Genomic DNA, 26,686 nt, shown 5'->3' with positions numbered 1-26,686 from the left:
CGGAACCCGCTTTTCGCGAGCTCCGACTCAACTGCATTTATGGTTTAAATGGTGGGGCTCACCACTCCTGCGGAGTGTAGTTCCAATCCGGGAAGGTGACCTCAAGCGGCTCGGTCCAGAAGCGGCCCTTGACGCCGGTTTCCGGATCGACGTGCAGCATCCAGCCCTTCTTCTCCGGGGATTCGATCTTCAGCACGAGCTTGTAGGAGCCGGCCTTGTCGAGCTTGACGTTGGCGCCGTAGTGCGGGCCGTCGGAGGCGTTCATCTGCATGAAGGTACCGGAGCCGACGGATTCGTTGGAGGTCTTGTCGATGATGTCATAGTTCACGGTCAGATCCGGAACGAAGTCACCCTTACCGTAGCCGAGTTCGGTGCCCTTCTGGTTGGCGTGGATGTCGGCTTCGAGATGGAAGCTGGCGTCGGCGGCCTTCAGACCCATGCCGGACGGCTCCATATCGATCGGCTGGAAGTATACGGCGTTGACGGTCAGCGGGCCGACTTCCTGATCGGAGTGCTTCTCGTCGACCTGAATCTCTTCGAAGCCGGCGGAATCGTCGGAGCTGGAGTCATCCTTGCTGGAATCGTCGGTGGCCGTGGACGAGGAGCTGCTGCTCTTGTCGTTGGAGGCGGAGCTATTGCTGTTGCCGCAGCCGGACAGCGAGAAGGCCATGGAACCGGCCAGCAGGAGGCCGAGCAGAGCGGCGATCTTCTTGTTCTTCATTATCTCTTCCTTTGTTTCTTGGGAGTTTCGTTTAGGAAATATCGGAAATCTTGAGTTTGCGCTTCTTGACGAAGCCGACCACGAACAGCGTGATCACGGCGATGGCGGCCAACACCTGTGCCACGAGACATTCGACGTACGGGTACAGGCCGATCCAGTCATTGGTCGGTACGTTGCTCAGGTAGGTGCCTTCGATCAGGTCGCCTTCGATCAGCGCGTGGATGCCGCCACCGGCGAAGATGACGACCAGTACGGCCATCAGAATCGACGTGACAAGGAAGAACGGGCCGATCGGAATCTTCACGGAGGTGAAACGTAGCACGAAGAAGATGATCAGCAGCACGACCGCGGCCGCAATGCCGCCAATCCACATGCCTCGCGAGTCTTGGCTCATCGAATAGATGGACTCGTAGAAGATCACGGTTTCGGCGCCTTCACGGAACACGGCGAGGAAGCTCAGCATGGCGAGTGAGACGACCATGCCGAAACTTACGCCTTCACCGGCCTCCATCTTGCTTTGCGCGCTGGCCACAGCGGCTTCGGTTTTGTTGCGGATATAGCGGTTCCACGCTTCCACGGAGCTCTTGTTGAGCATCCAGTTGCTGGTCCACAGCAGCATGGCCATGGCGATGAGCGCGCACACGCCTTCGGAAATCTCCTGAATCGGGCCGGAGCCGCCGAATAGGAAGGTGAAGAGCACCGCAATCAGGCCGGAGCCCGCCAAGCCGGCGAGTACGCCGAGGTAGATGAACTTGGTGAAGCGCTTGTTGCCCGACTTCACGAGGTAGGCGATCACCGCGGCCACCACCAGCAGCGCCTCGAGGCCCTCACGGATCAGGATGAGGAACGCCTGTCCGACGGAGCTGGTGATGAACTTGGTGAAGCTGTTGACATTGCTGGTCGCACCGCCGTCAAGCGTGGCCGCGTCTTCCACGAGCCAGCTCTTGAGGTCGTCGACGAGCTTTTTGATCTCTTTCTGGGAACCGCCGTCGCGCATGGTCTTGCGGGTCATCTTGAACTGGTATTCGACCTGCGAGACGCGGTCGCCGGAGATCGCGTTCATGACGTTCTTTTCGAAGCCGAGCTTCTCGTAGTACTGGTAGTACGCGTTGTTGACGAGGCTGGAGCCTTCCGCACCCTTGCCGGAGATAGCGGCCTTGTATGCCTTGTCGAGGATGACGTTCATTTCGCTGGCCACGTCGCTCCAAGTACGATCGCCCTTGCCCTTGGACGAGTTCTTCTTGGCGGCATCGAGCTTCTTACGCTCCTTGGCGGTCTCTTCCGCGCGCTGCTTCGCGTATGTCTTGGGATCGGCGAGGCTGGTGTCGGCGTCGAGCGTCTGCGCGGTCGCGTTGAGGTCGGCGGTCAGCGCATCGACCTTGGCGGTGATGGCGTCGCCCTGATCCTGCTGGTAGGCGAGGCTTTCGAGGTCGGTGAATTCCTGCAGCAGCGCTTTCTGCTTGTCGGCTCCGATGGTGTCGTTGACGACTTTGGAGAAGTTGGATGCGTCGTAGCCGACCCAGTGCGCATTCTGGAAGTCGGTGCCGGCCTGATAGTAGTTGCCGTCGTTGTAGTCCTGCTCGGCGGTCTCCAGCTGCTTTTCAATGTTGGCCGCGACCTCGGTCCAGGAATCGAAATTCGTCTGGGAGTCGTCGGCGGCAAGCGCCTGCTGCGGCATTGACGTGAAAGCGAACATCGTGGCAAGCGCAATCATCATCGCCGCGATGATGGCGGTGATGCGGCCAAGGCCCTGCGAGCGCACGTCGCGCAATGACATGAGACCGGTTCCTCTCTCTCAGCCCGTTCCAAAAGTTCGATTGATGCGCCCCCGTTGCCGTACGCAACACGCGCACCGTGACCACAACATAGAACGGAAGATTCCCGAAGAACAGTCTTGATTTTTGAAGAATTTTGTTGTAGGTGACATCAAAATGGCGGAATCCCGCCATTTCTGATTTTCCTATCTTGTGCGCTCCGTCTCACATAGTGGTTACTGCCACCCTTTGCCCAGCAAGGCGGGACATGGAACGGCGTGAGCCTTGCCCGCTATCGAGGTTTGCGCAACCAGGAATGACAGGCAAGGCTCACGTTTCGGGAAGGGAAAACAGCGTTAGGCGACCTTCTTGATGAGCATGATCACCACGGCGCCGATGAGCACGGAGACGATGGCGACCGGGAAGATCTGCGCGTAGCTGCCGGTGGCCACCACGATCGCGCCGGTCGCGACCGGGGCGAGTACCTGGCCGACGGTGTTGGCGAGGTTGAGGATGCCCAAGTCCTTGCCGGCCTCGTCGGCGCTTGGCAGCACGTCCACGTTCAGCGCCTGGTCCACGGCGATGTAGATGCCGTAGCCGACGCCGCCGATGCCAGCGTAGAGCATCATGCCCAGCGCGGTCGGCATGAAGAACGGAATCGCCACGCCCACGGCGATGATTACGGAGCCGATGGCCACGATGATCTTGCGCTTGTGCAGCTTGTCGGAGATCGGACCGGAGACGACCGAGCAGATCATGAGCACGACCATCGAAATCAGCGACATGGTGGCAAGCGTCGAAGCGGCATCGTCAACGCTAAGTCCGCAATACTTCTTGAGAATGTACAGCTGGTAGCCGGAGATCATGGACCATCCGAAAATCAGCAGCAGACGGCCGACGAGTGCGAGATAGAAGTCGCGGCAGTTCTTGGTCGGCGGAATGAAGGACTTCGCAATGGCAGCCGGGCTGAGCTTCACGTTCGCCTTGGTGTCGTCCGCCGCGCTGCCGACCTTCGACGAGCGTTCGGCAGGCCAGATGATGATCGTCAGAATGCCGGTGATGGCGAACAGCACCGCGCCGATCACGAAGCCGACGCCCATGGTGTCGATGAACTTCGATCCCAGGAAGGTGCCGGCGGACTGGCCGACGATCATTGCGCCGCCGTAGAACGACGAGAAGGTGCCACGTACGTTTTCGGGGATGCGGTCGGACAGGACGGCTACGGCCGGGGCGATCATCATGTTGACGCCGACCTGCACGATGGACCAGCCCGCCACGATGCCCGCGAGCGAAGCGGACGAGAACGCCAGCACATAGCCGGCCGCGGTGACGAAGCCGCCGGCCACGATCCACGGGGTACGCTTGCCGAAGCGCGAACGCGTGATATCGGACAGCGCGCCGAAGATGATGTTCGCGAACAGCGCGAAGATGCAGCCGACGGAGTTCATCGCACCCAGAATCACTTCCGGGGTGCCGATGTTGAGTTCGTCGAAACGCTGCGGCAGCAGTACGCCAGATCCGGAAGTGCCGGCGGTCATCCACAGCAGCGAGAACAGTGCGAAGCCGATGCCGAAGCGCAGTTTTTCGGCCGTGGTGAGGCGACGTCCGGTATCTGGGGCGATTTCCTCTGGTGGAATGGCGGCGGCGACTGCCGACTCATCGTTGAGTGACATGATTATCCCTTTCTCTTATTGTTTTGCAGCCGGGTTGACCCCGCTGGCGGGCTTCATGGCCCGGCCCGCCAGCGGAAGGATCCGATTTACAGCGCCACGACCAAGTGGTGCGTTCCGCCAATCAGTTCGGTCGGTTCGTGGTCGGGCAGTTCCACCACTGCGGTGGCGCCGATCGGCACGGTCACGTCGAGTTCCACGCCCGTTTCGGAAGTCTTCCAAGCCACGGAGGCCTTGCCGTACGGGGTGACGTGCGCAGTGGAGGCATGATCGATGCCGCCGCCGATCACCGGCGCCACGCGGAATCGCTTCCATCCGGCTTCGATGGCTTCGAGGCCGCCGATATGCGCATGCATCCATTCGGCAACGGAGCCGAGCGCATAATGGTTGAACGAGGTCATGCCGCCAGGGTTGAGCGATCCGTCCGGACGCATGGAATCCCAACGTTCCCACGTGGTGGTGGCGCCCATCTTCACCTGATACAGCCAGCTCGGGCACTCCTCGGAAAGCAACAGCCCGTAAGCCTCCTCGTTATGTCCGGTCATGGTCAGCGCCGGCAGCACGAACGGCGTACCCGCAAAACCGGTGCTCACCTTGCCGCCGGACTCGCGCACGAGCTTGGCCAAGCGGTTGCCGGCCTTCACGCGGCGCACCGGCTCACCGTCAAGCAGACCGAACGCAATCGCCAGCGCGTAGGCGCACTGCGTGTCGGACGTCATCGTGCCGTCCAGGTTCGTGAAACGTCCCAGGAAACCGGAGGTGACATGCTTGCGCAAATCACCGAACCGTACGACGTCCTCGCTCTTGCCGAGAATCTGCGCAATCTGCTCGGCCTGTGCGCAGGAACGGGCGAAGAAGGCGGTCGCGACGAGCTCCTTCTCGGTCATCGCCTGCGTCGGATCGTCCGGCGGAGCGGTCGGGTCAAGCCAATCACCAAGCTGTCCGAGCACATAGTCCGGGCGGCGGTCCCATACGCCGTCGGCAGAGAGATATCCGGCCACCTCGTCGATCCAGTCACGGCTCAACTCGTACGAATCGGCAAGAATCTGCGGATCGCCGGACTCCATGTACAGCACCCACGGCACTTCGACCGCGGAATCGCCCCACGTGGAGATGGCCTGCGGATGAGCCCAGCCGCCGAGCGGAATGAACGGCACGTAGAACGGCACCGTACCCCATTTGACCTGATCGGCGCGAACGTCCTTGAGCCAGCTCTTGAGGAAGCCGTACACGTCATACAGGTAAGCGGCGGTCGGCGCGAACAGGCAGATATCGCCCGTCCAGCCCATGCGCTCGTCACGTTGCGGGCAGTCCTGCGGAACGGATACGAAGTTGGAACGCATCGACCACGATGCATTGGCGTGCAGTCGATTGAGCAGCGGATTGGAGGTTTCCAGTTCGCCCGCACGGTCCATCACGGAGTGGTACACATGGCATTCGATGTCGGCGACGGTCAGCTCGCCCACCACGCCCTCGATCTGCGCATAACGGAAGCCATGCATCGCGAAACGCGGCTCCCACCAGGCGTCCGTGCCGTTGGACGTGTAGATGTCATGCTGCTGGCCGCGGCGCAAGGTGCGTGTGGCGATCTCACCGTTCGGTTCGAGTACCTCCACATGATGCAATTCCACGCTCTGCCCGGCCTCAAGGCCTGCGATGCGTAGACGGATGCGCTGCGTGCAGTTCTGGCCGAAGTCGACCAGCCAGATGCCACGGCCGTCAGGAGTGTCGCCGGTGCGCGCGATGGATACCGGTTCGTTGATTTCATGCGCGCGCACCGGTGAGGTATCGGGATTCTCGATTTTCGCGGGATCATAGAAAATCTCGGAAACCGGCTTCCAGTTCGAGTCGTCAAAGCCCGGCTCGGACCAGCCCGGCTGCTCGAGGCGTGCGTCGTACCGTTCACCCTCACACAAATCGGAGCAAACGATCGGGCCGAGCGAGGCCTTCCACTGACGATCCCACGCATTGGAGTAGACGTGCTCGATGCCGCCGTCCTCATATTCGATTTCGAGCTGCGCGAACACGCCGAGACGATCGCCGTAGTAATTCACATAGCCGCCATCAAAGCCGAGACGGCCGCGATACCAGCCGTCGCCGAGCCAGAAGCCCATGGCGTTGGCGCCCTCGTTGAGCTCGTCGGTGACGTCGTAGGTCCAGCACTGCACGCGCTGTTCGTAGTTGGTCCAGCCGGGGATCAACGCATCATTGCCGATTTTCACGCCGTTGATTTCCGCTTCGACCAGGCCGAGGGCGCTCAGATACAGGCGTGCACGCTTCGGCTTCGCCTTGATCGCGATTTCCGTACGCACCAGCGGCAGATGGCGATGGTCGGTTTCCGGTTCCGCCCAAGACGGTCCTACGAAATCGGCGACATGCTCGTATTCCTGCATGAGGCCGGCCTCGAAGTGTAGGGTGGCGCTGGGATCGCTCAGCGGCTTGTGCGCGGCTGACACGAGCTGCACGGTGGCGAAGACCTCTTCGCGTGAAGCGAGCGGGGTGAACTGCCAAGGCACGAGCACATTGTCTTCCGGAGGAAGGTAGGTGTACTCCTCCCGAGCCTGCGCGCCCGGAATGCGGCGGCTGATCTTCAGCAGAATCTGAGAGCCGTCCGGAACGGTGCGGGAATAGGTCCAGTTCATGCGCGGGGTGGCGGTCGGAATGCCGAGCGCATCTCCCGGGAAGTGTTCGATGGTAAAGCGCGTGATGTGCAGGTCCCCCACTGCAATCGGCTTGATGATTTGCGTGTCCATGATTCTCATAACTCCTTTGTTATCGGCGGGCAGGGCGCCTCCCTCCAGCGGGAGACGCCCTGCGTCGTATCATGCTTCGGCGGAAGAGGCCTTGAGCTGGCGCTCCTCGTCGGTGCCGTACTTGTTCTGCTTGGCGATCATGATCGAGCCGGCGACCAGTTCGAGCACGACCACGCCCACGAAGCACCACATGGTGGTCTTGATGGTGGACGGCAGCACGAGGGCCGGGGTGATCAGGGCGAACAGGCCGCACAGCAGGCGGGAGAAGCCGTTGATGAAGCCCTGGATGGAGGCGCGGATCTCGATCGGGAAGGATTCCTGGGTCCACACCTTGTACATGGCCTCGCCGGCGAACGGACCACCGAGGTTCATCAGTGCGGTGGCGCCGAAGATGACCCACATGTTGGTGCCGCCCAGAGCCAGGCAGACCATGGCCACGATGGAAATGCCCATGCCCACGAAGAACAGCTTGTTGCGATACTTGCCACCTGCGATGGAGGCGAAGGCGATGTTCAGGGCGAGGGTGATGAAGTTCAGGATGATGCCCAGGCCGGTGGCCAGGGACTGGGAGGCGTTGGCCTGCACCAGCATGTAGGTCTGGAACTGACCCCAGGTGTTGGCCAGCAGGTTCCAGCCGCAGTAGAAGATGGTGATGGCCAGGAAGAAGCCGAGCAGCATCTTGCTGTTTTCGGTGCCTGCGAACAGCATCTTGGTGACGGAGACCTTCTCGGTGGCGGTGGCGACGTGGCCTGCGGCGGCATCACGGGCGTCGGCTTCCTCGTGGAAGCGGCGGAAGGTCGGGGAGATCAGACGCCACAGCCATGCGATGACGGCGAACACGGCGAGGATGGCGAAGACCACGCGGCCGCCCATCGCACCCTCCATGGTGGAGACGAGGAACGCGCAGATGAAGGAGATGAACACGCCCACCTGCCAGAACACCTGGGTGGTGGAGACGAGCTGCGCGGCGACCTTGTCGTTCGGGGCGTCATGGGAGACGATGGTCATGGAGATCGGCAGATCCGCACCCGAGGCGACGCCGGCGATGATCAGGCCGATGAGCAGTACGGTGAAGTCCGGCGCGAACACGCAGATGGCGGCGCCGATGGCATACAGCAGGTTGATCCAGTTGAACACCAGCACACGGCCGATCTTATCGGCCAGACGGCCGCCGAACAGCGAGCCGAACGCGATGGCGAAGGTCAGGATGCCGGAAAGCAGGCCGACCTGGGTGGTGTCGAGGCCGAGACCGTTCTGCCAGACGGTGATGGTTGCGGACAGGCCGACGATGATGCCGGATCCCAGCATGGAACCGATGCCTGCGGCAACCGCGAGCGGCATGTACCCGCCGATTCCTTCCTTCTTCTGAGCTGCAGCGTTCATTTCTCTTTTCCTTCTTTTGAAATATTCAACGAGACTCGAGAGCGTTCAAGAACCTCGCTGTTACTTGATATTTCTTCCTTGACAAATTCAAGAATAAATCCTTGTTTTGAAATTTTCAATCTACTTTTCACCCGGCGTGTTGAAAGTTTCAAAACGGGAATCGCGATCTTCATCTAATATTTCATTGAAAGCATCAACCGCAAGCCGAAGGAGGCCCTATGCCAGCCAACAAGAAAGTCGGCGTCTCCGACATCGCCAAGCATGCAGGCGTCTCCATCGGCACCGTCTCCAACTATCTCAACTATCCGGAACGTGTCTCCGAAACGCTGAAAACGAAGATCAGCCGCGCCATCGCCGACCTCGGCTACGTGCCGAAACACAGCAACGGGCAGATCCCCGCATCCAACGCCACGCCCGTAATCGGCTTCGTGATGACCGACATCGAGCACTCACTGTTCACGTCGATCTTCGAAGGCGCACAGGAGGTGTGCGAGGACCACGGCATGCAGGTCGTGGGACTCAACGCATTGTCCGACAAACAGCGGCAAAGCGATATGGTGCGGCTGCTGATCGGCATGAACGTGGCCGGCATCATCCTGAGCACCGTGGAGGATTCGCCGGAAGACGTGGCGGCCGCGCGCGCCGCAGGAATTCCGATCATCCTCATCGACCACACAAACCCCCGCGACGCCGATCCGGTCTGCTCCATAATGACCGACAACGTGTCGGCCGGTCAGATCGCCGCCGAGGAACTCATCCGCACCGGCTGCACGAAGCTCGCGTTTCTGGCGCATTCATTCGACTACGAATCCGTACAGGACCGCCAGCTTGGCGTGCAGAAAGCCGTCATGCTGGCCACCCGCAGCAACCGGACGCCGCAAGTCTCCGCGGAAGTAATCGATTCCGGCGGCCTGTACATCGAAGACGGCTACGAATCCGGCCTGACCATCGCCGCAATGCCGGAAGGCGAACGCCCCGACGGCATCATCACCGTGGACACGCCGTTGGGCGTAGGCGTCGTCAACGCACTGCTCGACCAAGGCGTGCGCATCCCCGAAGACATCAGCGTGATCGCCTGTGATGAGGCACAGATCAAACCGCTCGGCTCACTGCCGCTGACCAGCGTGGCCGCCAACGCCACCGATATCGGACGCAAGGCCATGACCCAAATGCTTGATCACATGAGTGACGCCGACGCGCATGTGCACGCCACCACGCTGATCAAACCCATACTGGTCCGCCGCGCCTCCACACGTCGATGACGCTCAGGATTCGAGCACGCTGAGCACCTTGCGCTCGTTGTAGAACGCGAACACGAGGCCTCCCATGCCACACAGCACGGCGGCGCAGATGGCGGCGATGCGATAGCCGGTTCCAGACGCCATGCCGATCGTGCTCACACCGGTGAACAGCAACATCGCCACGGATTGGCCCATTTTCATGGCGAACGTGCGGGCCGCATAGAACATGCCCTGGCGGTCCTGGCCGGTCGTCTTCGAGCTCGCATCGGCGATATTCGCCACAATCGCCTGCGGAAGAATACCGAACGCGGCCATCGGAATCGCGCCGACGATCGAAAGAATCAACCCCTGCGCCATGGGCGGAATCGCGCCGAGCAAGCCGGAACCAAGCGCGCCGGCGAAGGCGAATGCACAGGTGAAGATCGCGAATGCGACGAGCAGGATCCTCTTTTTGCCGACGTGGTTCGCCATCAGATTCACCGGCAGGTAGAACAGCACGGATACCGCGGTCATGAGCACGAAGTAAATCGTCGTAGTGGTTTCGGGCAGCTTCAGCAGACTCGTCACGAAGAACGGCAGGCCGGTCTGGAACGTGGTGATGGCCACCCAGTAAACCACGTCGGAACAAACGAACTTGCGGAATTCACCGTCACCGAAGGTCTGCTTCAACGATTCGACGGTTGACTCGGAGGTCGGTTGCGAGTTGACGTAATCGCGTTCCTTGATGGCCAGCGGCGGCACGAGCATGCAGGCAAGCGCGATGGCGGCCATAATCGAGAAGGTCAGGCGGATGGCGTTCACGCGGCCGAGTCCCGGAACGAAACCGGCCCAGACCACCGGCGCGACATACGCGATGGCGGTGCCCGCCACCCACGTGAACGAGATGGCGGTGGAAATCGTGAGCTGTTGCTTGGAGTCATGACCGAGTTCGGCGATAAGCGCGTTGTATGGAGTGCAATAGAACGTAAGCGCGATGTAATAGCCAATCACGGCGACGAACAGGAACACACCGTTGACCCAGCTGGTTCCGTTGATCGGACTCCAGAACACCAGCACGGTGACAAGAGCCAGCGGCAATGCGGCGCACTTCAGGAACGGCATGCGGCGGCCGACGGCCGACTGGCAACGATCGGACAGGCTTGCCACGGCCGGGTCCACGAAGGCGTCGAAGAAACGCGCGAACGCGGTGATGCCACCGACCACCGTCACGACGCCAAGCACTGCAAGCCCTTGCGGCACGAATACCGTCTGGCCTTGCGCGATGGTCTCGTTGTCGGGCTGGTAGAAGTACACCAGCCAATTCGAGATGATGCCGGACAGCAACGCCCAACCGAACTGGCCCACCGCGAACGCCCATACCTTGGGCATCGGCAGATCCAGCGCCTTTCGGGACTGCCCCGACTGGACCGTCTGCGCCGCGCCACCACTCATCACAACCTCCTTGTTGACACTATGTCAATCACTCTAGCATCGTTTCCGGGCCCAACTGTACGCACTATTTCGCTTATAGATGGCGGATTCTCCTGGAGACAACGTCTCCAGGAGGCATGGGAATACCCCCTTTCGACCATTCCTTCAGGAGAATCCGCCATCTATAAGCGAAATACCACTAGCATCGTAGGCATGGTCTCCCTTTCACTGCGCATGCCCCATGTCACAGCCTTCCCGAAGGCGCTTGGCACCGGAATCGTGATTTCAACGCCTCAACCGGTACATGAGGATCTGCGCACAAGGATGTCGGAGCTCTTGGAAACGTACGAGCAGGTGCTGTCCCGGTTCCGAGACGATTCGCTCGTCGCCGAAATCGGACGGGCAAAGCATGGCGGGAATTTCGATTTCCCGGATTGGACCGAACCGCTGTTCGGCCTGTACGACGCATTGTTCGCCGCCACCTCCGGCGCAATCGACCCGTGCATTGGCGAAGATCTGATTCGTCTCGGCTACGACGCCTCCTTGAGTTTCACGGTCAAACCTGGGTCCGCCGAGCATCTGGGCGCCCTGCGAGGGCGGCCCACATGGGGTGATGACGTGGAACGCCGAGGCACCACGCTGATCACCCGCCGTCCAGTCGATCTGGACTTCGGCGCCTGCGGCAAAGGGTATCTCGTCGACCTGCTCGGCGCATTCCTTGCCTCTGCTTCCGCCGAGTTCGTAATCGACGCGGGAGGCGACCTGCTGATTCATTCCGCCGAACCGATAGCCATCGCACTCGAGGACCCGGATGATTCCACCCGCGCGATTGGCGTGGCGCACATCATCGACGGCGCGCTCTGCGCAAGCGCCCCCAGTCGTCGCCACTGGGAGGTAGCGGTCAACGAGCGTACCCAACTGAGCATCCACCATCTGCTCAATGCCATTGATGGCCTGCCCGTCCAACAGACCGAAGCCACATGGGTTTACATGCCCGGATCAGCGCCGGACCCGTCGGCGCGAGTTCGCGAGCCGGAGGCGCGTGCCACGCATGGCGCACCACGGACTTCGGATTCGTCGCCTCAAGATGCCATCGGACCGTTTGCCGCCCATCCCAGCGCTCTGGCCGACGGCTTGGCCACCGCATTGTTCACGACCAGCCCGGAAGAACTGAGACGCGCGTTCTCGTTCGCCTGCGTGACCTTGAATGCCGGTCGTCACGCCGCCGTCAGCAGCGATTTCCCCGGAAGGCTGTTCTGAACAAGCTTGGATCGCCAACGAACGCCGAGGAACGGGCCATACCGCATACGGACGCTCGCACAGCGCCACACATGATCGTACATCTTCGTATACATTCGTACATGTTGGTATACTTTCGTATACATTCATACATGTTCACATGTCTTGATTCGAAAAGATTCACGGAGAAGGTGCTCCATGGCAATGAACCCATTCAAGCCGACTGCCGGCAAAATGCCGCCGATACTCATCGGCCGCGAGACCGCCATCGAGGAATTCACGGAGGGGCTGGACAACGGCGCCGGCGCCCCAGGACGCATCATGTTGGTCACCGGACAGCGCGGCTTCGGCAAGACCGTGCTCCTGACCGAATTTCGCCGCATCGCCGCCGAGCGCGGATGGGAGACCATCTCCGAAACCGCTTCACCCGATGTTGCGCAACGCCTCATTGAAGCGCTTACGCCCAGCGGCCTTCACATCAATCAGGCAAGCGTGAGCCCTTCGGTCAGCATCCCGGGAATCGCCAGCGCAAGCCTCGGCCATATCGATCTTTCCTCAACCACCACGCCGCTCACGCTACGCAATGCAATCGCCAAACGTTTGGAAAGCGGAAAAATCGGCAAGGGGAAAGGCATTCTCATCACCATCGACGAAACACAGGCCGCTTCGCTTGACGACCTTGTCGCCATCGCCACAGCCATACAACACGTCACTACGTCCATCGATGAGACCAATGTGCCCGACGCCGAGAAGAAGGGCATCGCCATCGTATTCGCGGGGCTGCCATCAACGGTCAACGACCTGGTCAACGACGATGTCGTCACTTTCCTGCGCAGAGCCCTGCGTTGCGAGCTTGACAACGTTCCACTGGTGGATGTCAAGAACGCATTCCTTGAATCCGTCGCCGATTCCGGCAAGACGATCGGCAACGACGAGGCCTGGCTGGCGGCGCAGGCAACCAACGGATACCCTTACATGGTGCAACTTGTCGGTTATTACATGTGGCAGGCCTCCCAGCGCCGCCACGCGACGGGAATCACCGCAAGCGACGTTGCGACCGGCATTGCGGACGCGCAGATCGCTTTCGATGATGCCGTATGCGCACCCGCGCTGGACGGGCTGAAGCCGGCGGAACTCGAGTTCCTGAATGCCATGGCTTGTGACGCGCCAGCCGCAACCGCAGTCAGTGCAATCGAAACCCGAACCGGGCGTAGTCGAAGCTGGGTGAATAAGTACCGGGCCGCATTGATCAAAGACAAGATCATTCAGCCGGCCGGCCACGGATCCCTCGAATTCGCCATCTCCCATCTGGGCGCTTATCTTAGGAAGCGCCTTTAGGCACCACGCCGTATAGCGCCGGGCATGGCACCTGCCGTTGCGGAGGACTGTTCGGCCCATTGGCCCATCAACGGGCCGAACAACCACTCTGCCGGCTGGCCGTTCAGCCAGCCAACCGTTCAGCCAGCCAACCGTTCAGCCAGCCAGCGTGAACTGACTGTTGTAGATATCGGCGTAGAAACCGCCCTTCGCAAGCAGCTCCTCGTGCGTACCGCGCTCTACGATATCGCCGCCGTCCATCACCAGAATCATGTCGGCGTCACGAATCGTCGACAGGCGATGCGCGATCACGAAACTCGTACGCCCCACCGTCAGCGCGTCCATCGCCTTCTGAATCAGTTCTTCGGTACGCGTATCGACGGAAGAGGTCGCCTCGTCCAAAATCAGAATCGGCGCATCCTCCACCATCGCGCGCGCAATCGTCAGCAACTGCTTCTGACCCTGCGACAGCGACGCCTTGTCATCGAGAATCGTGTCATAGCCATCCGGCAGCGACATGATGTAGTGGTGCAACCCAACGGCCTTGCATGCGGCGACGATCTGCTCGTCGGTCACGCCCTTCTTGGAATATGCGATGTTTTCACGCACCGTTCCACGGAACACCCACGTATCCTGCAGCACCATCGAGAACTGATCGTGCACATTCCAACGCGGCACCGATTTGGTATCGACGCCATCAATCGAAATCGTGCCGCCGGAAATCTCGTAGAAGCGCATAAGCAGGTTCACCATCGTGGTCTTGCCGGCACCGGTCGGGCCGACGATGGCGACCTTCTGACCGGACTTCACCGAAGCGGAGAAGTCGTGGATGATCGTCTTGTCGGATTCGTAGCCGAAGCGTACGTGGCTGAATTCCACGTCGCCACGCACCGGTTGCGGCCTGCCGTCCGCATCGACGCCGAGCAACGGCCGTTTATCGGATTCGTCGGCCAACTCCGGCTCCTCCAGGAAGCCGAACACGCGCTCGGATGCGGCGGCGCAGCGTTGCAGGTTCTGGAAGGCCTGCGCGAACTGCGACAGCGGCTGCGTGAACAGGCGGATGTACATCATGAACGCCACGATCACGCCGAACTCGATCTTGCCATCCATCGCAAGCACCGCACCGACCACGCATACGACCACATAGCCGAAATTACCGATGAAATTCATCAGCGGCATCATCAGGCCGGACAGGAACTGGCTCTTCCAACCAGACACGTACAGGTCCTGGTTGTAGCGTTCGAAGCGGCTGATGGAATCGGCCTCGCCACCGTACGCCTTGACCACGGTATGCCCGGTATACATCTCCTCAACATGGCCGTTCACATCGCCGAGGGCCGCCTGCTGGCGCGCGAAGTATTGTTGCGAGGCCTTCATGATGCCGCCCATCACGATCAGGCCGAGCAGTGCGGAGCCGATGGCGCACAACGTTAGGATTACGTTGTTGTAGAACATCATGATCAGCGCACCGAAGAACAGCGTGACCGACGTAATCAGCGAGCCCAGCGACTGGCCGAGCGTCTGCCCGATCGCGTCCACATCGTTGGTAATGCGGCTCAGCACATCGCCGTAGCTGACCTTGTCGAAATATTTGAGCGGCAGGCGATTGATCTTCCGGCCGATCTCCTCGCGCAGCTGTTGCGCGGTGCGTTGCGTCACGCTTGCCATCAGCCAGCTTTGCAGATAGCACAGCACCGCATAGCCGACATACAACGCCACCAGCAGCCATGCAATACGGCCGACCGCGGTGAAGTCGATCGAGTTCATCACCGGCTTGCCGTGTACGATGGCCGGCAGGCCCTTGGTGATCTCGTTGGTCATGTCCTTGAGTTTGTCGGGCCCGATGATCTGGCATACGGTTCCGGCTGCGCCAAGCACCAGCGCGATGATGATCACGGGAATGTAGCGGCGGCAGAAACGTATGAGTTTCTTCATCACACCGCCGAAATCCTTCGGTTTTTCAGCAGGTCCACGTCCCATTGGTCCCCTAGGCATGTCAGCGGCCTCCCTTCAGTTCGTCTTCGCTCAGCTGCGACTGCGCGATCTGCCGATACACCTCGCAGGTCTCGAGCAGTTCACGGTGCGTGCCCTGTCCGACCACCCTGCCTTCGTCGAGCACGACGATGCGGTCGGCATCCATGATGGTGCCGATGCGCTGCGCGACGATCAGTTTCGTGGAATCCTTGGCCTCCTTCGCGAGCGCGTCGCGTACGGCACGGTCCGTTTTGAAGTCAAGTGCGGAGAAGGAGTCGTCGAAGATGAGGATTTCCGGATGCCGATACACGGCCCTTGCGATTGACAGTCGTTGCTTCTGCCCGCCGGACACGTTGGCGCCGCCTTGCGAAATGTCGGATTCGTAGCCATGTTCCTTCTTGTCGATGAATTCCGTGGCCTGCGCGACATCGCAGGCGTCCTTCACGTCCCGTTCGCGCAGTTCGGTGTCGCCGTATGCCACATTGCCGGCGATGGTGCCCTTGAACAGGAACGCCTGTTGCGGCACGTAGCCGATCTTGTCGCGCAATGCCTTGAGCGTGTAGTCGCGCACGTTCACGCCGTCGACGAGCACTTCGCCTTGGGTGGCGTCGTAGAAGCGCGGCACCAGATTGATCAGCGACGATTTGCCGGAGCCGGTCGAGCCGATGAACGCGACCGTCTGACCTTTTGCGGCTTTGAAGCTGATGCCTTCCAGCATGGCCTCGCGCGAATCCGGGTAGGCGAAGCTCACGTTGCGGAATTCGATGTCGCCTTCCATGCCGGACTTTCCCGCAGTCCGGCTGCCATCTACGACCATCGGCTCGGTGTCGATCACTTCAAGCACGCGCTGTGCGGATACGTCGGCGCGCGGCCACAGCACGAATACCATGCTCATCAGCAGGAAGCTCATGATCACCTGCACGGAATAGCTGGAGAACACCACCATGTTCGCGAAGGTGGTGAGTTTGTCGGTGGCGTCGGCCGCTTCGATCAGGTATGCGCCGATCCAGTAGACGGCGAGCATCAGGCCGTTCATGATGGTGTTCATCAGCGGCATCATGACCGCCATGGCACGGTTGGTGAACAGCTGGGTTTCGGTCAGTTCCTTGTTGGCCTGCGTGAATTTCGATTCCTGATAGTCTTCGGCGTTGTAGGCGCGCACCACGCGCAGGCCGGTCAGGTTTTCGCGCGCCACCAGGTTGATGTTGTCCGTCAGACGCTGCATGGACTTGAATTTCGGCATGACCAGCGCCATCAGAATGCCGATCGCGACCAGCAGTACCGCCACGGCGATGCCAGTGGCGAGCGTCCATTCGAATCCGTCGCCCGCAATCTTGCATACTGCCCACACGGCCATGATCGGCGACTTGACGATCATCATCAGGCCCATGGTGATGAACATCTGGATCTGCGTGATGTCGTTCGTGGAGCGGGTGATGAGCGACGCAGTGGAGAAGCGGTTCATTTCCGCCGGTCCGAAGCTTTCGACCTTGTTGAACTCCAGCGAGCGTAGCCTTTGGCTGAATGAGGCGCCCACGCGTGCGGCGATGTAGCCGGTCACGACGGCGCAGGCCGCGGATCCCAGTGAGATGGCGAGCATTTTGCCGCCTGCCACCCAGATGTCGGACATGCTGCTGCCCGGAGTTTCAACGAGTTCGGTGATGTTGGACATGTAGTCCGGCAGGGTCAGATCAAGCCAGATCTGACCGATGATGCTGACCAACGCTATGAGCATCTGGCCTATCTCCGCTTTGGAGAGGTATCGCATGATGCGAAGCATGCTCGGTTCCTTCTCTGTGGTGATTACTTTACGATGTCAATTACTTACAGTGTAAGATATTACGCCCGTTTCTGCGTATTCCCTGAGAGCGATTTGCGATTGCATGGTTTGCCGCTGTTGGTTGCGGCGCTTCCGCGAACGATCGGCACACACTGCCACCCGCAGCCGCAGGGCTGACTGGATGCGATTGCTTGACCGGACGCGACATTGCGCGCACCGAAACAGAACGCCACCCGCCACGGTATTGCCACAACGGCTCCACGATATCGTCACGGATTGCCCGCGCCGGGATGGCCCGCGCACGCCGTCAGCTTGCTGCGCCGTCGGAGCCACCTGTCGAGCCGAAGGCCTGCCTGACCTGCTCCGGAGTGGGGCGTGACTTGCCCGGCATGCACAAGGACATGTAGGTGGTAAATTCGACGGCGAGGTCCACGAACTCACGGGTGCGCCGTTCACCCATCTGCGAAAAGATCCAGCAGACCGCCTCCCGCATGTCCTCACGCTGCTTTTCGGCACGCCGTTCGCCTGCTTCGGTAAGACTCACATGCACGATTCTGCGATCATTCGGGTCGATTTCGCGCGTAATCTGCCCCTTCTTTTCCAACGCGGACAGCAACGTGGAGACCCTGCCGGTAGTGGCACGCATCGCCGCGGCCAGCTGCGTCGGCGTCTGCGGACCTTTCCGCGAGAGCTCCTGCACGATGAACGGCTCACCTTTCGCGCCTTTTGACATCTCCTCCTGCATCCGGGATTTCTTGCCCCAGATATTCGACATCAACTTGCGGAACGCCTCCTGTTCATAGCCCACGCGTACCCTCCTTCCCGTATGATCAACCGATATTTTATCTTACACTGCAAACTGTTTATCTCCTGATCACGCTACGCGTGCCGCACACAGCGCAATCCGCCCTCGCTCACCGCGAACCGTTGAATCTCCCCACGTAAGGTGACAGCGCGCGGTCCGTTGGAGACTAGCTATTCAGGAATCCAAGCTCCTCATCGGCAAGCGTAAGTTCGGTAGCGGCGAACGAATCCTGAATCTCATGCGGATTGCGGGCACTCGGGATGGTGAACAGCCGGTCGTAGCGACTCAACTCCCAAGCCAATACCACACGCTGGTAGGAGCATCCACGCTTATCGGCAATCACGCGGAACGCATCGTACGCGCGTTGGTCGAACGCATCGAGGAATCCCCCCAATGGCGACCAACAGACGAACGCAAGACCTAGCTTCTCACAGTGTTCCAGCGTATGTTCGGGGTCGGGGTATGACGGTGAGAACTGATTCTGCACGGCAACCAAGCCATCTCCCAAAATCTCACGGGCGAGGTCAATCTGCTCGTTGTTCACGCGCGAAATGCCGGCGTTCCTGATCACCCCTTCGTCAAGCAGTCGCTTGAGCGCACCGATCTGATCCGCATAATCCACCGCAGGATCCGGACCATGCGAATACAGCAAATCGAGCGCCTCCACACCGAGGCGCATGGCCGACTCCTTCGCATCGCGAATCATCGTTTCGGGCCGCGAATCCGCCATCCAACCGTATCGACTGCCAACGGCCTGCAGATGCTGACGTTCCGCAGATCGGTCGGACCGCATAGCAGGTGTTACGGAATCGTCATCGCGTGCCGCGGAATATGCACACGGGGCTGCTGGATCGTCAGTGTCCGATTCTGGTGAATCGGACACTCGCACGGCAGGCTCCATCGTGCGACGGTAACCGGTCTTCGTGGCGACAAGCACCTCATCGCGCGGACCATCCCAGGTCGCCAACGCATCACGCACCAGTTTCTCGCCATAGCCCAGATCCTCCGGGGTTCCGGTACCGGGCCGGCTCGGCAGATAGTACGACCATGCGGTATCCAGATATCGCACGCCGGCATTCAGACCGGCATGAATCGCGCGGATTGCCGTGTCACGATCCGGCCGGCCCTCGATCGCCAGCGCCATCGTTCCCATGCCAAGCCGAGGAATCGTAAATCCTGCCAGTTCGCCCATCACTGCACCTGGCACTGCGTCCGTTGCTGAATCCTTCAACGCCATCTCCTTCTCGTACCCTGATTTCATTCTCACATACCCACTGACTGGCTCGGGAATCCTTAGGGCAGCAGTCATGGGGCATACGCCGCGAGAATCGGCCTGTTGCTCGACGGTGACGGCCTCGAGCCCGTGTGTTTGGGGCTGCAAACCGCGAGAATCGCCCCGTTCCTCAACGGTAAGAGCCGTTCCCAGACCGATTTGAGGCTGCCGTCGTTGGGCAACAGGCCGATTCTCGCAGTCCAGAACCCGAGCCACACGGACTTAAGGACGCCACCGTCGAGCAACAGGCCGACTCTCGCAACTCAGAGGCGAATCTTCAGGTAGTACGCCAATCCATCACCTGATTCCGACGATCTTGTCGGGCGGCTGAGGGAAGATAGGGGCACAACCGAACGGGAGCCGAAAGGCTGAGAGGGAGTCGCAAGACTTCGACCGAGGACTTGATGCGGGTAATGCCGCCGTAAGGAGACGGGTTGTTCGCGCTGCAAGGCGCATCTCAATCTTCCGTTCGCGATAACCGAATATCGCGTGAATCAGGGTCACGGAGGGGCGCACCACCTCACAGGGTACGGTTCCTTCGGAGACCCTTTTTTCGTATCGGAACCTCGGTACGGAATCCCATCAACGCGCCGCCCGCCGGTACAGCCTGCAGGTTTCGTGGATGTCCGATTCGTCAGAATCAGACATTCCGGACAATCTACGGGCGCCACGAGTGTCCGATTCACCAGAATCGGACATCCACGCGAATGGCAAGGTTGCGGCACGGCGGTGGATTCCGTTGCATGCCAACGGTTCCGAATCGCACAACAGAAGGGATCGAACATGATCATCAATGGCAAGGAAGAGCACATCGCCACGCCGATCACCGTGGCCGAACTGATTGAGCAACGCGGACTGCGTGCCGAACGTGTGGCCGTCGAACTCAATGGCGAAATCGTGCCGCGCACACTGCGTGCACAGACTCAGCTCAAAGGCACCGACACCTTGGAAATCGTCACCTTCGTACAGGGCGGCTGAACCCACACCAAGCGAGTCGCGAACAGGCGCGCCTGAGTCAAACGTGAGGCTCGGCCAATCACACCGGAGAACCGGGACCGCCGCGAACGTTCCACGGAAGCCGCCTGTACGCGACGGATACTGGCTGGCCACGAATGTGAGGCCAGGCGGGGAGACGGAAGCCGCCTGTACGCGGCGGACACGGTACATGCCGGGCCGCGCACGCCCGCACCCAATCACACGCAAACGAACGGAAACAAGACACGACCATGACCTTTGAACCATCCGCAACCCCCGAGCAAATCCAAGCACGCCAAACCGCATTCAACGGCCTCCCCGATCCGGCAACGCTCGTAAGTCGCGAGGAGATCCGCGCCGCCCTACTCGACCGCCATACCGCGGCCACCCAAGATAAACTGGATGCCGCACGCGTGGCCATCTGCGGTTGCGGCGGCCTCGGCTCGACGATCGCCGTGGCGCTCACCCGCATCGGCGTCGGCCACCTGCATCTGATTGACTTCGACCGCGTAGACATGACGAACCTCAATCGCCAGCAGTATTTCCTTAAGGATCTCGGCCAGTACAAAACTGAGGCGCTGCGCAGCAACCTGCGCCAGATCAATCCGTTCATCGACATCACCGTCGACACCGTCAAGGTGACCGATGAGAACGTGCCGACGCTCTTCGAACACGAAGACATCATCTGCGAGGCGTTTGACGTGCCGGAGAACAAAACCATGCTGGTCAACGCGGTACTGGAGAACCTGCCAAGCAAGAAGCTCGTGAGCGCCTCCGGCATGGCCGGATTCCGCAGTTCCAATCTGGTGAGCACACGACGCGTCTCAAAGAATTTCTATTTCTGCGGCGACGGCGAAACCGCCCCGGTACCGGGTGCCGGCCTGATGGCTCCGCGCGTGGGCGTGGTCGCCTGCCATGAAGCGAATATGATCACCCGCCTGATTCTCGGCGAAGAAGACGCCTAAGCAAACTCAATCAACCGAAAGGACCCGACGATGAGTACCGAAAACACCGTAACCACAGCCGAAAAGGATTTTGCGACCGCGCCGAACGCCACGCTCGACGAGCTGGTCGGCACCACCACGAATACCGCGATTCTGCCGGAACCGGATGCGCACGCATACGACGAAATTGCCACCGGCAGCGCAGACCCTCTGATTCTCGGCGGACATGAGTTCACCAGCCGATTCATTCTCGGCTCCGGCCGTTACGATCTGAACCTCATCAAGGCCACGATCGAGAACGCCGGCACGCAGATCGTCACCATGGCGTTGCGCCGTTGCCGCACCACCGAAAACAACCTGCTCGACTACATTCCCAAAGGGATCACCATGCTGCCGAACACGTCGGGCGCGCGCAATGCCGAGGAGGCGGTGCGCATCGCCCGCTTGGCGCGCGAGGTATGCCAGACGGACTTCGTGAAGGTGGAGATCGAACACGAGGCGAAGTATCTGCTGCCCGATAACGAGGAGACCATCAAGGCCACGGCGATGCTCGCCAAGGAAGGTTTCGTGGTCATGCCGTACATGTTCCCCGATCCGATCGCAGCCAAGCGCCTCGAAGATGCCGGTGCCGCCTGTGTGATGCCGCTCGGCGCGATGATCGGCTCGAACAAGGGCCTGCGTGCACGCGACTTCATCGAAGTGATTATCAGGAATGCCAATGTTCCGGTGATTATCGACGCCGGCATCGGCCGGCCGAGTCAGGCCGCGGAAGCCATGGAAATGGGCGCCGACGCGGTGATGGCGTACACTGCGATCGCCTCCGCCGGCAACATTCCGCTGATGGCCCGCGCCTTCAAGAAGGCGATTGAAGCCGGCCGTGAGGCATATCTGTCCGGCTTGGGCAAGGTTACGGAAGACCACGCCGTGCCGTCCAGCCCGACGAACGAAGCCGACTATATCGGCTGACGCGCATAACCGTCATATAACCGTCGCATAGTCCCATATATCTAGCAAAAACCGGCTGATTCCCAGCATATAGTGTGGAAAATCAGCCGGTTTTCGTGTATTTAGACCGGTTTCTGTGCATTTCAGCCGGTTTCCGCCCACCGCATCTTCATTTACGCAACGAGTCCTTCAGATCACGGTTCTGGTAGCGTTCATGCAACAGACAGTAACCGCCGAACGCCACCAACCAGACCACACCGGCAATCGCGGAGCCGATGGTGTCGGCCGACAGGAACAACGTGCCGTATACGAACACGAAGAACGCGATCGCAATCCAATCCGTCACCTTCCAAGCCGGCATCAGGAAGCCGTCGGCAAGAAAGTCGGCGCTCTTCCGGTAGCCGCGGTGCGCAAACATCGTCAGCACGTAGATGAAGATCACCACGGCGCTGGCGGCCGATGAGAACAGCACGAATGCGCTGGAGATGCCGGGCAGCGCGTTGATGATCGGTGACAACAGGATCATACAGCCGGACACCACGATCGCCTTCGCGGGCACCTTGCGGTCCGACACTTCCGCCAAGCGCGACATCGCAGGCGAGTCGGAATCTTGCGCCAGCTGATACAGGTGACGACCGGCCGAATACAGCAGCGAATTCAACGACGAGGCGGCCGCGGTGATCACCACGAAGAACACGAGCGCAGCGGCCCAGTCAAGGCCGGCATACTTGAACACCATGATGAACGGCGAGCCGAACGAGCCGTCGGCGTTCTGATGGAAATTACGCCACGGCACAATGCACATGATGGCCACCAACGCGCCCACGTAGAAGATCAGAATGCGCATGATGATTTCGTTCACGGCTTTCGGCAGCACCTTGCGCGGATTCTGCGTTTCCGACACCGTAACGCCCACGAATTCGATGAGCAGGTAGGCGAAGAACACCATTTGGAAGCTCATGAAGAAGCTCATCCAACCGTTTGGCGCGATCTGGAAGCCGTTGACCAGATTGCGCAGACTCACCGTCGCGCCCGCAATGGTGCCGTCAACGCCCTCGATGTGCGTGGCCGGGTAGTGGAAGCCGATGACGAGCATCACCACGGCGGTGGCGATCAGGCCCACAATCAGCGTGATCTTGATCATGGAGAACCAGAATTCCGCTTCGCCGAACACTTTCACGGCAATCAGGTTGACGCATGTGAGCGCCACGAGGAAGCACAGTTCGATCAGCCATTTCCATGCTTTGAGATTGATGTCGAACATGCCGAAGAACGTGACGAAATACGTGCTGACGGCTGTGATTTCGGTCATGCCGGTCAGGATGAGCACGATCCAGTACGTCCAGCCGGCGAATTTGCCCCATCCGCGGCCGAGATAGCGGGTGATGAAGTTGATGAAGGTGTGCTGGCTGGGGTCGCGGTACATCATTTCGCCGATGGCGCGCATCAGCAGGAACATGATCAGGCCGACGCCGATGTACACGAAGATGATGCTCGGACCGGTCAGTGCGATCGACTTGCCGGAACCGAGGAACAGCCCTGTGCCGATGGTGCCGCCGATGGCGATGAACTGCACATGGCGATTGTTGAGGCCTCGGGCCATTTCGTTGCCTTTATCGAGCGACTCGACGGGTTCGGCGGTTGCCGGCGTCGCGGCCTGGGCGGCTCGCATGTCGGCAGGCGAGGTTTCGGATTGCATACCGCCCTGGCCGGCGGAGTTCGGATTCTCGTAAGTCATAATGATTTCCACCCTACCCCGCGCATCGCACATCCGTCCCGCAATTAGGCGGGCTGCCGAATTCTGCCCACTGCTTACTGATCGCATGCCTGGTTCGCTCGGGGCGTGAGATTCATGCGTTTCGGGTTCCGTTACGCATTCCACCGACTGCACTCGCGTACACTCGCGAATTTAGGCGACGTGCGCAACCAAGACTTAGGCGACGTGCGCAGCCTGTTCGCGGAGCGCTTCATTGGCTCTCTCCAATTCGTCGATGCGCCTGGCTTGCTGTTTGATGATGATGCTGGCCGTCTCGGCATCGATCGCGTCCGTCCCCGTATCGGCAGTCTGTGGACTGGATGGCTGCATGGCTTTCAAGGAGGCTTCGGCATTGGTGGCGGCCATGCTCGCATCGGATTCCATGCCGATGATGTTCTCCGCAATGCTGTCAAGATTCTTCCGTGTTACCAGCGCACGCCTGTACCGATCAACGAGCTGAGCGATGATCTCACCATCGCTCATGCTGTCGCTGCCGTTCACGGATTTGATGGCGGCCGCCTTCCAGCGCGCCACGCTGCGTTCGATGCGCTTGTAGCCGACGAGGTCCGGTGGCAGGCCCGCTTCTCGAAAGATTTTAGTCGGCGACTCCCCCGCCAGGTAACGAATGGTGCATACCTGTTTGAAGGTATCGGAGTAGGTGATGCGATCCTGCGTGACGTTGGCGACCGCCGGCAATCCTCGCAATAGTTGGATTTCCTCGCTACTGAACGATCCGCCGCCCCGTGCCATCGTCGTTCCGCCTTTCTCGCTGCATTGCCCTTCACATATCTGTTTGGTGAATTCGCTAGCGATTGTATGGCTCGCTTTCCGCACAATACCCTCGTTTTCCTCCCCTCCCCGTCAACCCCCGTAAAACCTTCCTTCCGCATACCCTCGCCATTTCACCGACCCGAGCCCCCGTAGATCGCACTCTATAACCCCCGAAAAAGAGCATCGCCCATGAGAGGCTTTCGCATCTCAAAACCCTTCTTATCCCAACAAACGAAGGGTGACTGCGATGATGTTCTCGCAGTCACCCTTCGAGGGTTCAGCCTATCGATTCAGTCTGATGAGAATCAAGCCTTGGCGTTCTTGGAACGAGCCTTGAGCACCACGGTCGCGCCGGCACCGGCCAGCAGCAGGGCCATGACGGTGAACAGGATGGTTCCGGCAGCACCGGTGAGCGGCAGCTGATCGACGGACTTCACGTTCTTCACGGTCTTGTCGGCGGTGTTGACCAGGCCCCACGGATCGATGGTCCTGCTCAGAACAGCCTCGTGATCATTGTTGAAGTTGACGGTGAACGACGGCTTGAGGTCCAGATACTGTCCGGTGGCGACCTTGGTTTCGCTCACGGTGTAGGCCTTCGTTGCGTCAAGACCGGTAACCTTCACGGTGCCATCAGCCGCAGACACGAGGGTATCAGTGGCACCTTCGGTGTCCTCGGAAGCGGCCTTCTTGTAGAAGCCGTCATCCTGCTTGACGAAGTACAGCGCAACGCGTCCATCCAGAATCTGGAATTCGGCACCTTCGATGCCCTTGTTGTCGGAATCAATCTTCTTGAAGTCGAAGCCGACGAACTTGGTGGTGACCTCAATAGGGGTGCCATAGTTGTCGAGATCGTTCACAACACCATCTTCAACAACGGCTTCGTCATTCACCAGAGCCTGGAACACGACCTTGATGGTCCGGCCAGCGTACTTGGACGGATCGTTCACGGTGATATCGAAGGAAGTCTCACCATCACCGGTCACATCCGCTTTAGGGAAAGTGAAATCGGTGGATGGATCCTCGATGTCTCCATCGGCTCCGACCGTGTAGAACTCGTAGGTTCCAGCCTTGACGGTCAGGCCAACGCCCGGGGTATCGGTGAATGCGAAGGCAGCCGGAGCCGGGTTGGCAACAGTACCGGTCAGGGTGTAGGTCAGAGTGTCACCAATAGCGGCGTAAGCCTTGTCGACGGTCTTGTTCTTCTCGATGTTCTTGGTGTTCTTCATGTTGACGGTATTGTCACCATGATTCGGATCGACCAACTGCTTCTTCTCCGCATCGACGGTACCGGAAGCAACGATCATCGGAACGGCCTTGGTGACGGTTCCCTCAGTCGCATTATCCACGAACACGTAGATACCTGGGAAAAGGTCCACGGTGGCGGACCAGCCGTTCTCGTCGGAACCGGTCGGAGTGGTAAGCGTGACCTGCTGGCCATTCGTCAACTTACCTTCAGACTCAAGCGTATTGGCAAATGCACGAGTGGCACTGGCCGCACCGTCAGCGGTCGTGGTCCACGGGCGAGTGGCGGAAATGTCCAAAGCACCGGTGCTCAGGGCGGCAGCCAGATTATCCTGATCCGTCTTTACCGCGTCTGTGCCGAGAGCACTCGCCAAAGCGGAGTCAACCGCATTCTTATTGTCATTATTCGTGATGACGCCGTAGCAGTCCGTAGATAATTGATAGTAATCACCGATCCTGTACGCCGTCAGGTTGGCGTGTGTCAGCTGCTCGGCGGTTTCAGCCGTGAAAGTAAACGTCGCATCCGCGAGCCGTGCCGCCTGAGCACTGGTAGCGCCTAGGGCCATGCCACCCAGCAGCGTCGCCGCGGCGGCGATGCCGGCGAAAAGTTTCCTCAACTTCATGAGAATTCCCTCTTCCTTATGTTTTAACTACTGTTTTCTGCAATCGCGGGAGGCGGAAACTTGACATGCTCCCGCGATCCGCAAATCCTGATTGATGATTACCGGGCCGC

General features: G+C 60.0%; 20 protein-coding genes. 6 read left to right on the top strand and 14 right to left on the bottom strand.

Translation table 11 applies throughout. From position 1 onward, the window contains the following. Nucleotides 1-58: 58 nt before the first annotated feature. The 6 genes from BBDE_RS00770 to BBDE_RS11395 all read right to left on the bottom strand — a co-directional run bounded on the left by BBDE_RS00770 (nucleotide 59) and on the right by BBDE_RS11395 (nucleotide 8,454). On the bottom strand, nucleotides 59-721 hold the full coding sequence (locus tag BBDE_RS00770; protein WP_003837858.1) for an iron transporter: 663 nt from the start codon (nucleotides 719-721) through the stop codon (nucleotides 59-61). Between the two features lie 31 nt (nucleotides 722-752). Further along, the gene (locus tag BBDE_RS00765; RefSeq protein WP_003837859.1) at nucleotides 753-2,498 is read right to left on the bottom strand and encodes an FTR1 family iron permease; all 1,746 of its coding nucleotides are present in this window, start codon (nucleotides 2,496-2,498) and stop codon (nucleotides 753-755) included. A 333-nt stretch (nucleotides 2,499-2,831) separates the two neighbouring features. Next, the gene (locus BBDE_RS00760) at nucleotides 2,832-4,148 is read right to left on the bottom strand and encodes an MFS transporter (protein ID WP_012901799.1); all 1,317 of its coding nucleotides are present in this window, start codon (nucleotides 4,146-4,148) and stop codon (nucleotides 2,832-2,834) included. Nucleotides 4,149-4,234: 86 nt separating this feature from the next. Then, nucleotides 4,235-6,907 (bottom strand): alpha-L-rhamnosidase, encoded by a 2,673-nt coding sequence (locus BBDE_RS00755; RefSeq protein ID WP_003837865.1) that lies wholly within the window; start codon nucleotides 6,905-6,907, stop codon nucleotides 4,235-4,237. A 60-nt stretch (nucleotides 6,908-6,967) separates the two neighbouring features. Further along, a complete protein-coding gene (locus BBDE_RS00750) occupies nucleotides 6,968-8,281 on the bottom strand; it encodes an MFS transporter (protein ID WP_003837866.1) in 1,314 nt (437 codons plus the stop codon). Beyond that, nucleotides 8,278-8,454 carry a hypothetical protein gene (locus BBDE_RS11395; protein ID WP_003842880.1) on the bottom strand — a complete coding sequence of 59 codons (177 nt, stop codon included), beginning with the start codon at nucleotides 8,452-8,454 and terminating at the stop codon, nucleotides 8,278-8,280. The genes BBDE_RS00750 and BBDE_RS11395 overlap by 4 nt, the downstream gene beginning before the upstream one ends. Nucleotides 8,455-8,499: 45 nt before the next feature. Here BBDE_RS11395 and BBDE_RS00745 point away from each other — a divergent pair, with 45 nt between their 5' ends. After that, nucleotides 8,500-9,543 (top strand): LacI family DNA-binding transcriptional regulator, encoded by a 1,044-nt coding sequence (locus BBDE_RS00745; protein ID WP_003837867.1) that lies wholly within the window; start codon nucleotides 8,500-8,502, stop codon nucleotides 9,541-9,543. Between the two features lie 3 nt (nucleotides 9,544-9,546). On the opposite strand, the gene BBDE_RS00740 is transcribed toward BBDE_RS00745, so the two are convergent. Further along, nucleotides 9,547-10,953, bottom strand: coding sequence for an MFS transporter (locus tag BBDE_RS00740; RefSeq protein ID WP_003837869.1), 1,407 nt, complete (start codon nucleotides 10,951-10,953; stop codon nucleotides 9,547-9,549). Nucleotides 10,954-11,145: 192 nt separating this feature from the next. Between BBDE_RS00740 and BBDE_RS00735 the strand changes: the two genes are divergently transcribed. Beyond that, nucleotides 11,146-12,192 carry an FAD:protein FMN transferase gene (locus tag BBDE_RS00735; protein ID WP_003837871.1) on the top strand — a complete coding sequence of 349 codons (1,047 nt, stop codon included), beginning with the start codon at nucleotides 11,146-11,148 and terminating at the stop codon, nucleotides 12,190-12,192. A 177-nt stretch (nucleotides 12,193-12,369) separates the two neighbouring features. Further along, nucleotides 12,370-13,509: an ATP-binding protein gene (locus BBDE_RS00730; RefSeq protein WP_003837874.1), complete on the top strand. Its 1,140-nt coding sequence runs from the start codon at nucleotides 12,370-12,372 to the stop codon at nucleotides 13,507-13,509. 135 nt (nucleotides 13,510-13,644) lie between these two features. Here BBDE_RS00730 and BBDE_RS00725 read toward each other — a convergent pair whose 3' ends face one another. The 4 genes from BBDE_RS00725 to BBDE_RS00710 form a co-directional block, all read right to left on the bottom strand. Continuing rightward, nucleotides 13,645-15,483, bottom strand: coding sequence for an ABC transporter ATP-binding protein (locus BBDE_RS00725; RefSeq protein ID WP_003844716.1), 1,839 nt, complete (start codon nucleotides 15,481-15,483; stop codon nucleotides 13,645-13,647). A 1-nt stretch (nucleotide 15,484) separates the two neighbouring features. Further along, nucleotides 15,485-17,242 (bottom strand): ABC transporter ATP-binding protein, encoded by a 1,758-nt coding sequence (locus BBDE_RS00720; protein ID WP_003837877.1) that lies wholly within the window; start codon nucleotides 17,240-17,242, stop codon nucleotides 15,485-15,487. 307 nt (nucleotides 17,243-17,549) lie between these two features. Next, nucleotides 17,550-18,050 carry a MarR family winged helix-turn-helix transcriptional regulator gene (locus BBDE_RS00715; RefSeq protein WP_003837879.1) on the bottom strand — a complete coding sequence of 167 codons (501 nt, stop codon included), beginning with the start codon at nucleotides 18,048-18,050 and terminating at the stop codon, nucleotides 17,550-17,552. 163 nt (nucleotides 18,051-18,213) lie between these two features. After that, nucleotides 18,214-19,239 (bottom strand): aldo/keto reductase, encoded by a 1,026-nt coding sequence (locus BBDE_RS00710; protein ID WP_033489168.1) that lies wholly within the window; start codon nucleotides 19,237-19,239, stop codon nucleotides 18,214-18,216. A gap of 864 nt (nucleotides 19,240-20,103) precedes the next feature. Here BBDE_RS00710 and thiS point away from each other — a divergent pair. The 3 genes from thiS to BBDE_RS00695 all read left to right on the top strand — a co-directional run bounded on the left by thiS (nucleotide 20,104) and on the right by BBDE_RS00695 (nucleotide 22,205). After that, nucleotides 20,104-20,298, top strand: coding sequence for a sulfur carrier protein ThiS (gene thiS, locus BBDE_RS00705; RefSeq protein ID WP_012901796.1), 195 nt, complete (start codon nucleotides 20,104-20,106; stop codon nucleotides 20,296-20,298). A 248-nt stretch (nucleotides 20,299-20,546) separates the two neighbouring features. Further along, nucleotides 20,547-21,260, top strand: coding sequence for a sulfur carrier protein ThiS adenylyltransferase ThiF (thiF, locus tag BBDE_RS00700; RefSeq protein ID WP_003837886.1), 714 nt, complete (start codon nucleotides 20,547-20,549; stop codon nucleotides 21,258-21,260). 30 nt (nucleotides 21,261-21,290) lie between these two features. Beyond that, on the top strand, nucleotides 21,291-22,205 hold the full coding sequence (locus tag BBDE_RS00695) for a thiazole synthase (protein WP_003837888.1): 915 nt from the start codon (nucleotides 21,291-21,293) through the stop codon (nucleotides 22,203-22,205). A gap of 148 nt (nucleotides 22,206-22,353) precedes the next feature. Here the strand turns inward: BBDE_RS00695 and BBDE_RS00690 are convergent, their stop codons facing one another. The 3 genes from BBDE_RS00690 to BBDE_RS00680 form a co-directional block, all read right to left on the bottom strand. Continuing rightward, nucleotides 22,354-23,856: an amino acid permease gene (locus tag BBDE_RS00690; protein WP_302534708.1), complete on the bottom strand. Its 1,503-nt coding sequence runs from the start codon at nucleotides 23,854-23,856 to the stop codon at nucleotides 22,354-22,356. A gap of 261 nt (nucleotides 23,857-24,117) precedes the next feature. Further along, nucleotides 24,118-24,690, bottom strand: a complete 573-nt coding sequence (locus BBDE_RS00685; RefSeq protein ID WP_003837890.1) for a hypothetical protein — start codon at nucleotides 24,688-24,690, stop codon at nucleotides 24,118-24,120. A 326-nt stretch (nucleotides 24,691-25,016) separates the two neighbouring features. After that, the gene (locus BBDE_RS00680) at nucleotides 25,017-26,576 is read right to left on the bottom strand and encodes a SpaH/EbpB family LPXTG-anchored major pilin (protein ID WP_003837892.1); all 1,560 of its coding nucleotides are present in this window, start codon (nucleotides 26,574-26,576) and stop codon (nucleotides 25,017-25,019) included. Nucleotides 26,577-26,686: the final 110 nt, after the last annotated feature.

The organism is Bifidobacterium dentium JCM 1195 = DSM 20436, assembly GCF_001042595.1.
GTDB classification, from domain to species: domain Bacteria; phylum Actinomycetota; class Actinomycetes; order Actinomycetales; family Bifidobacteriaceae; genus Bifidobacterium; species Bifidobacterium dentium.
Note: the sequence above shows the minus strand (reverse complement) of the source record. Positions and strands in the feature narration are given on the sequence as shown.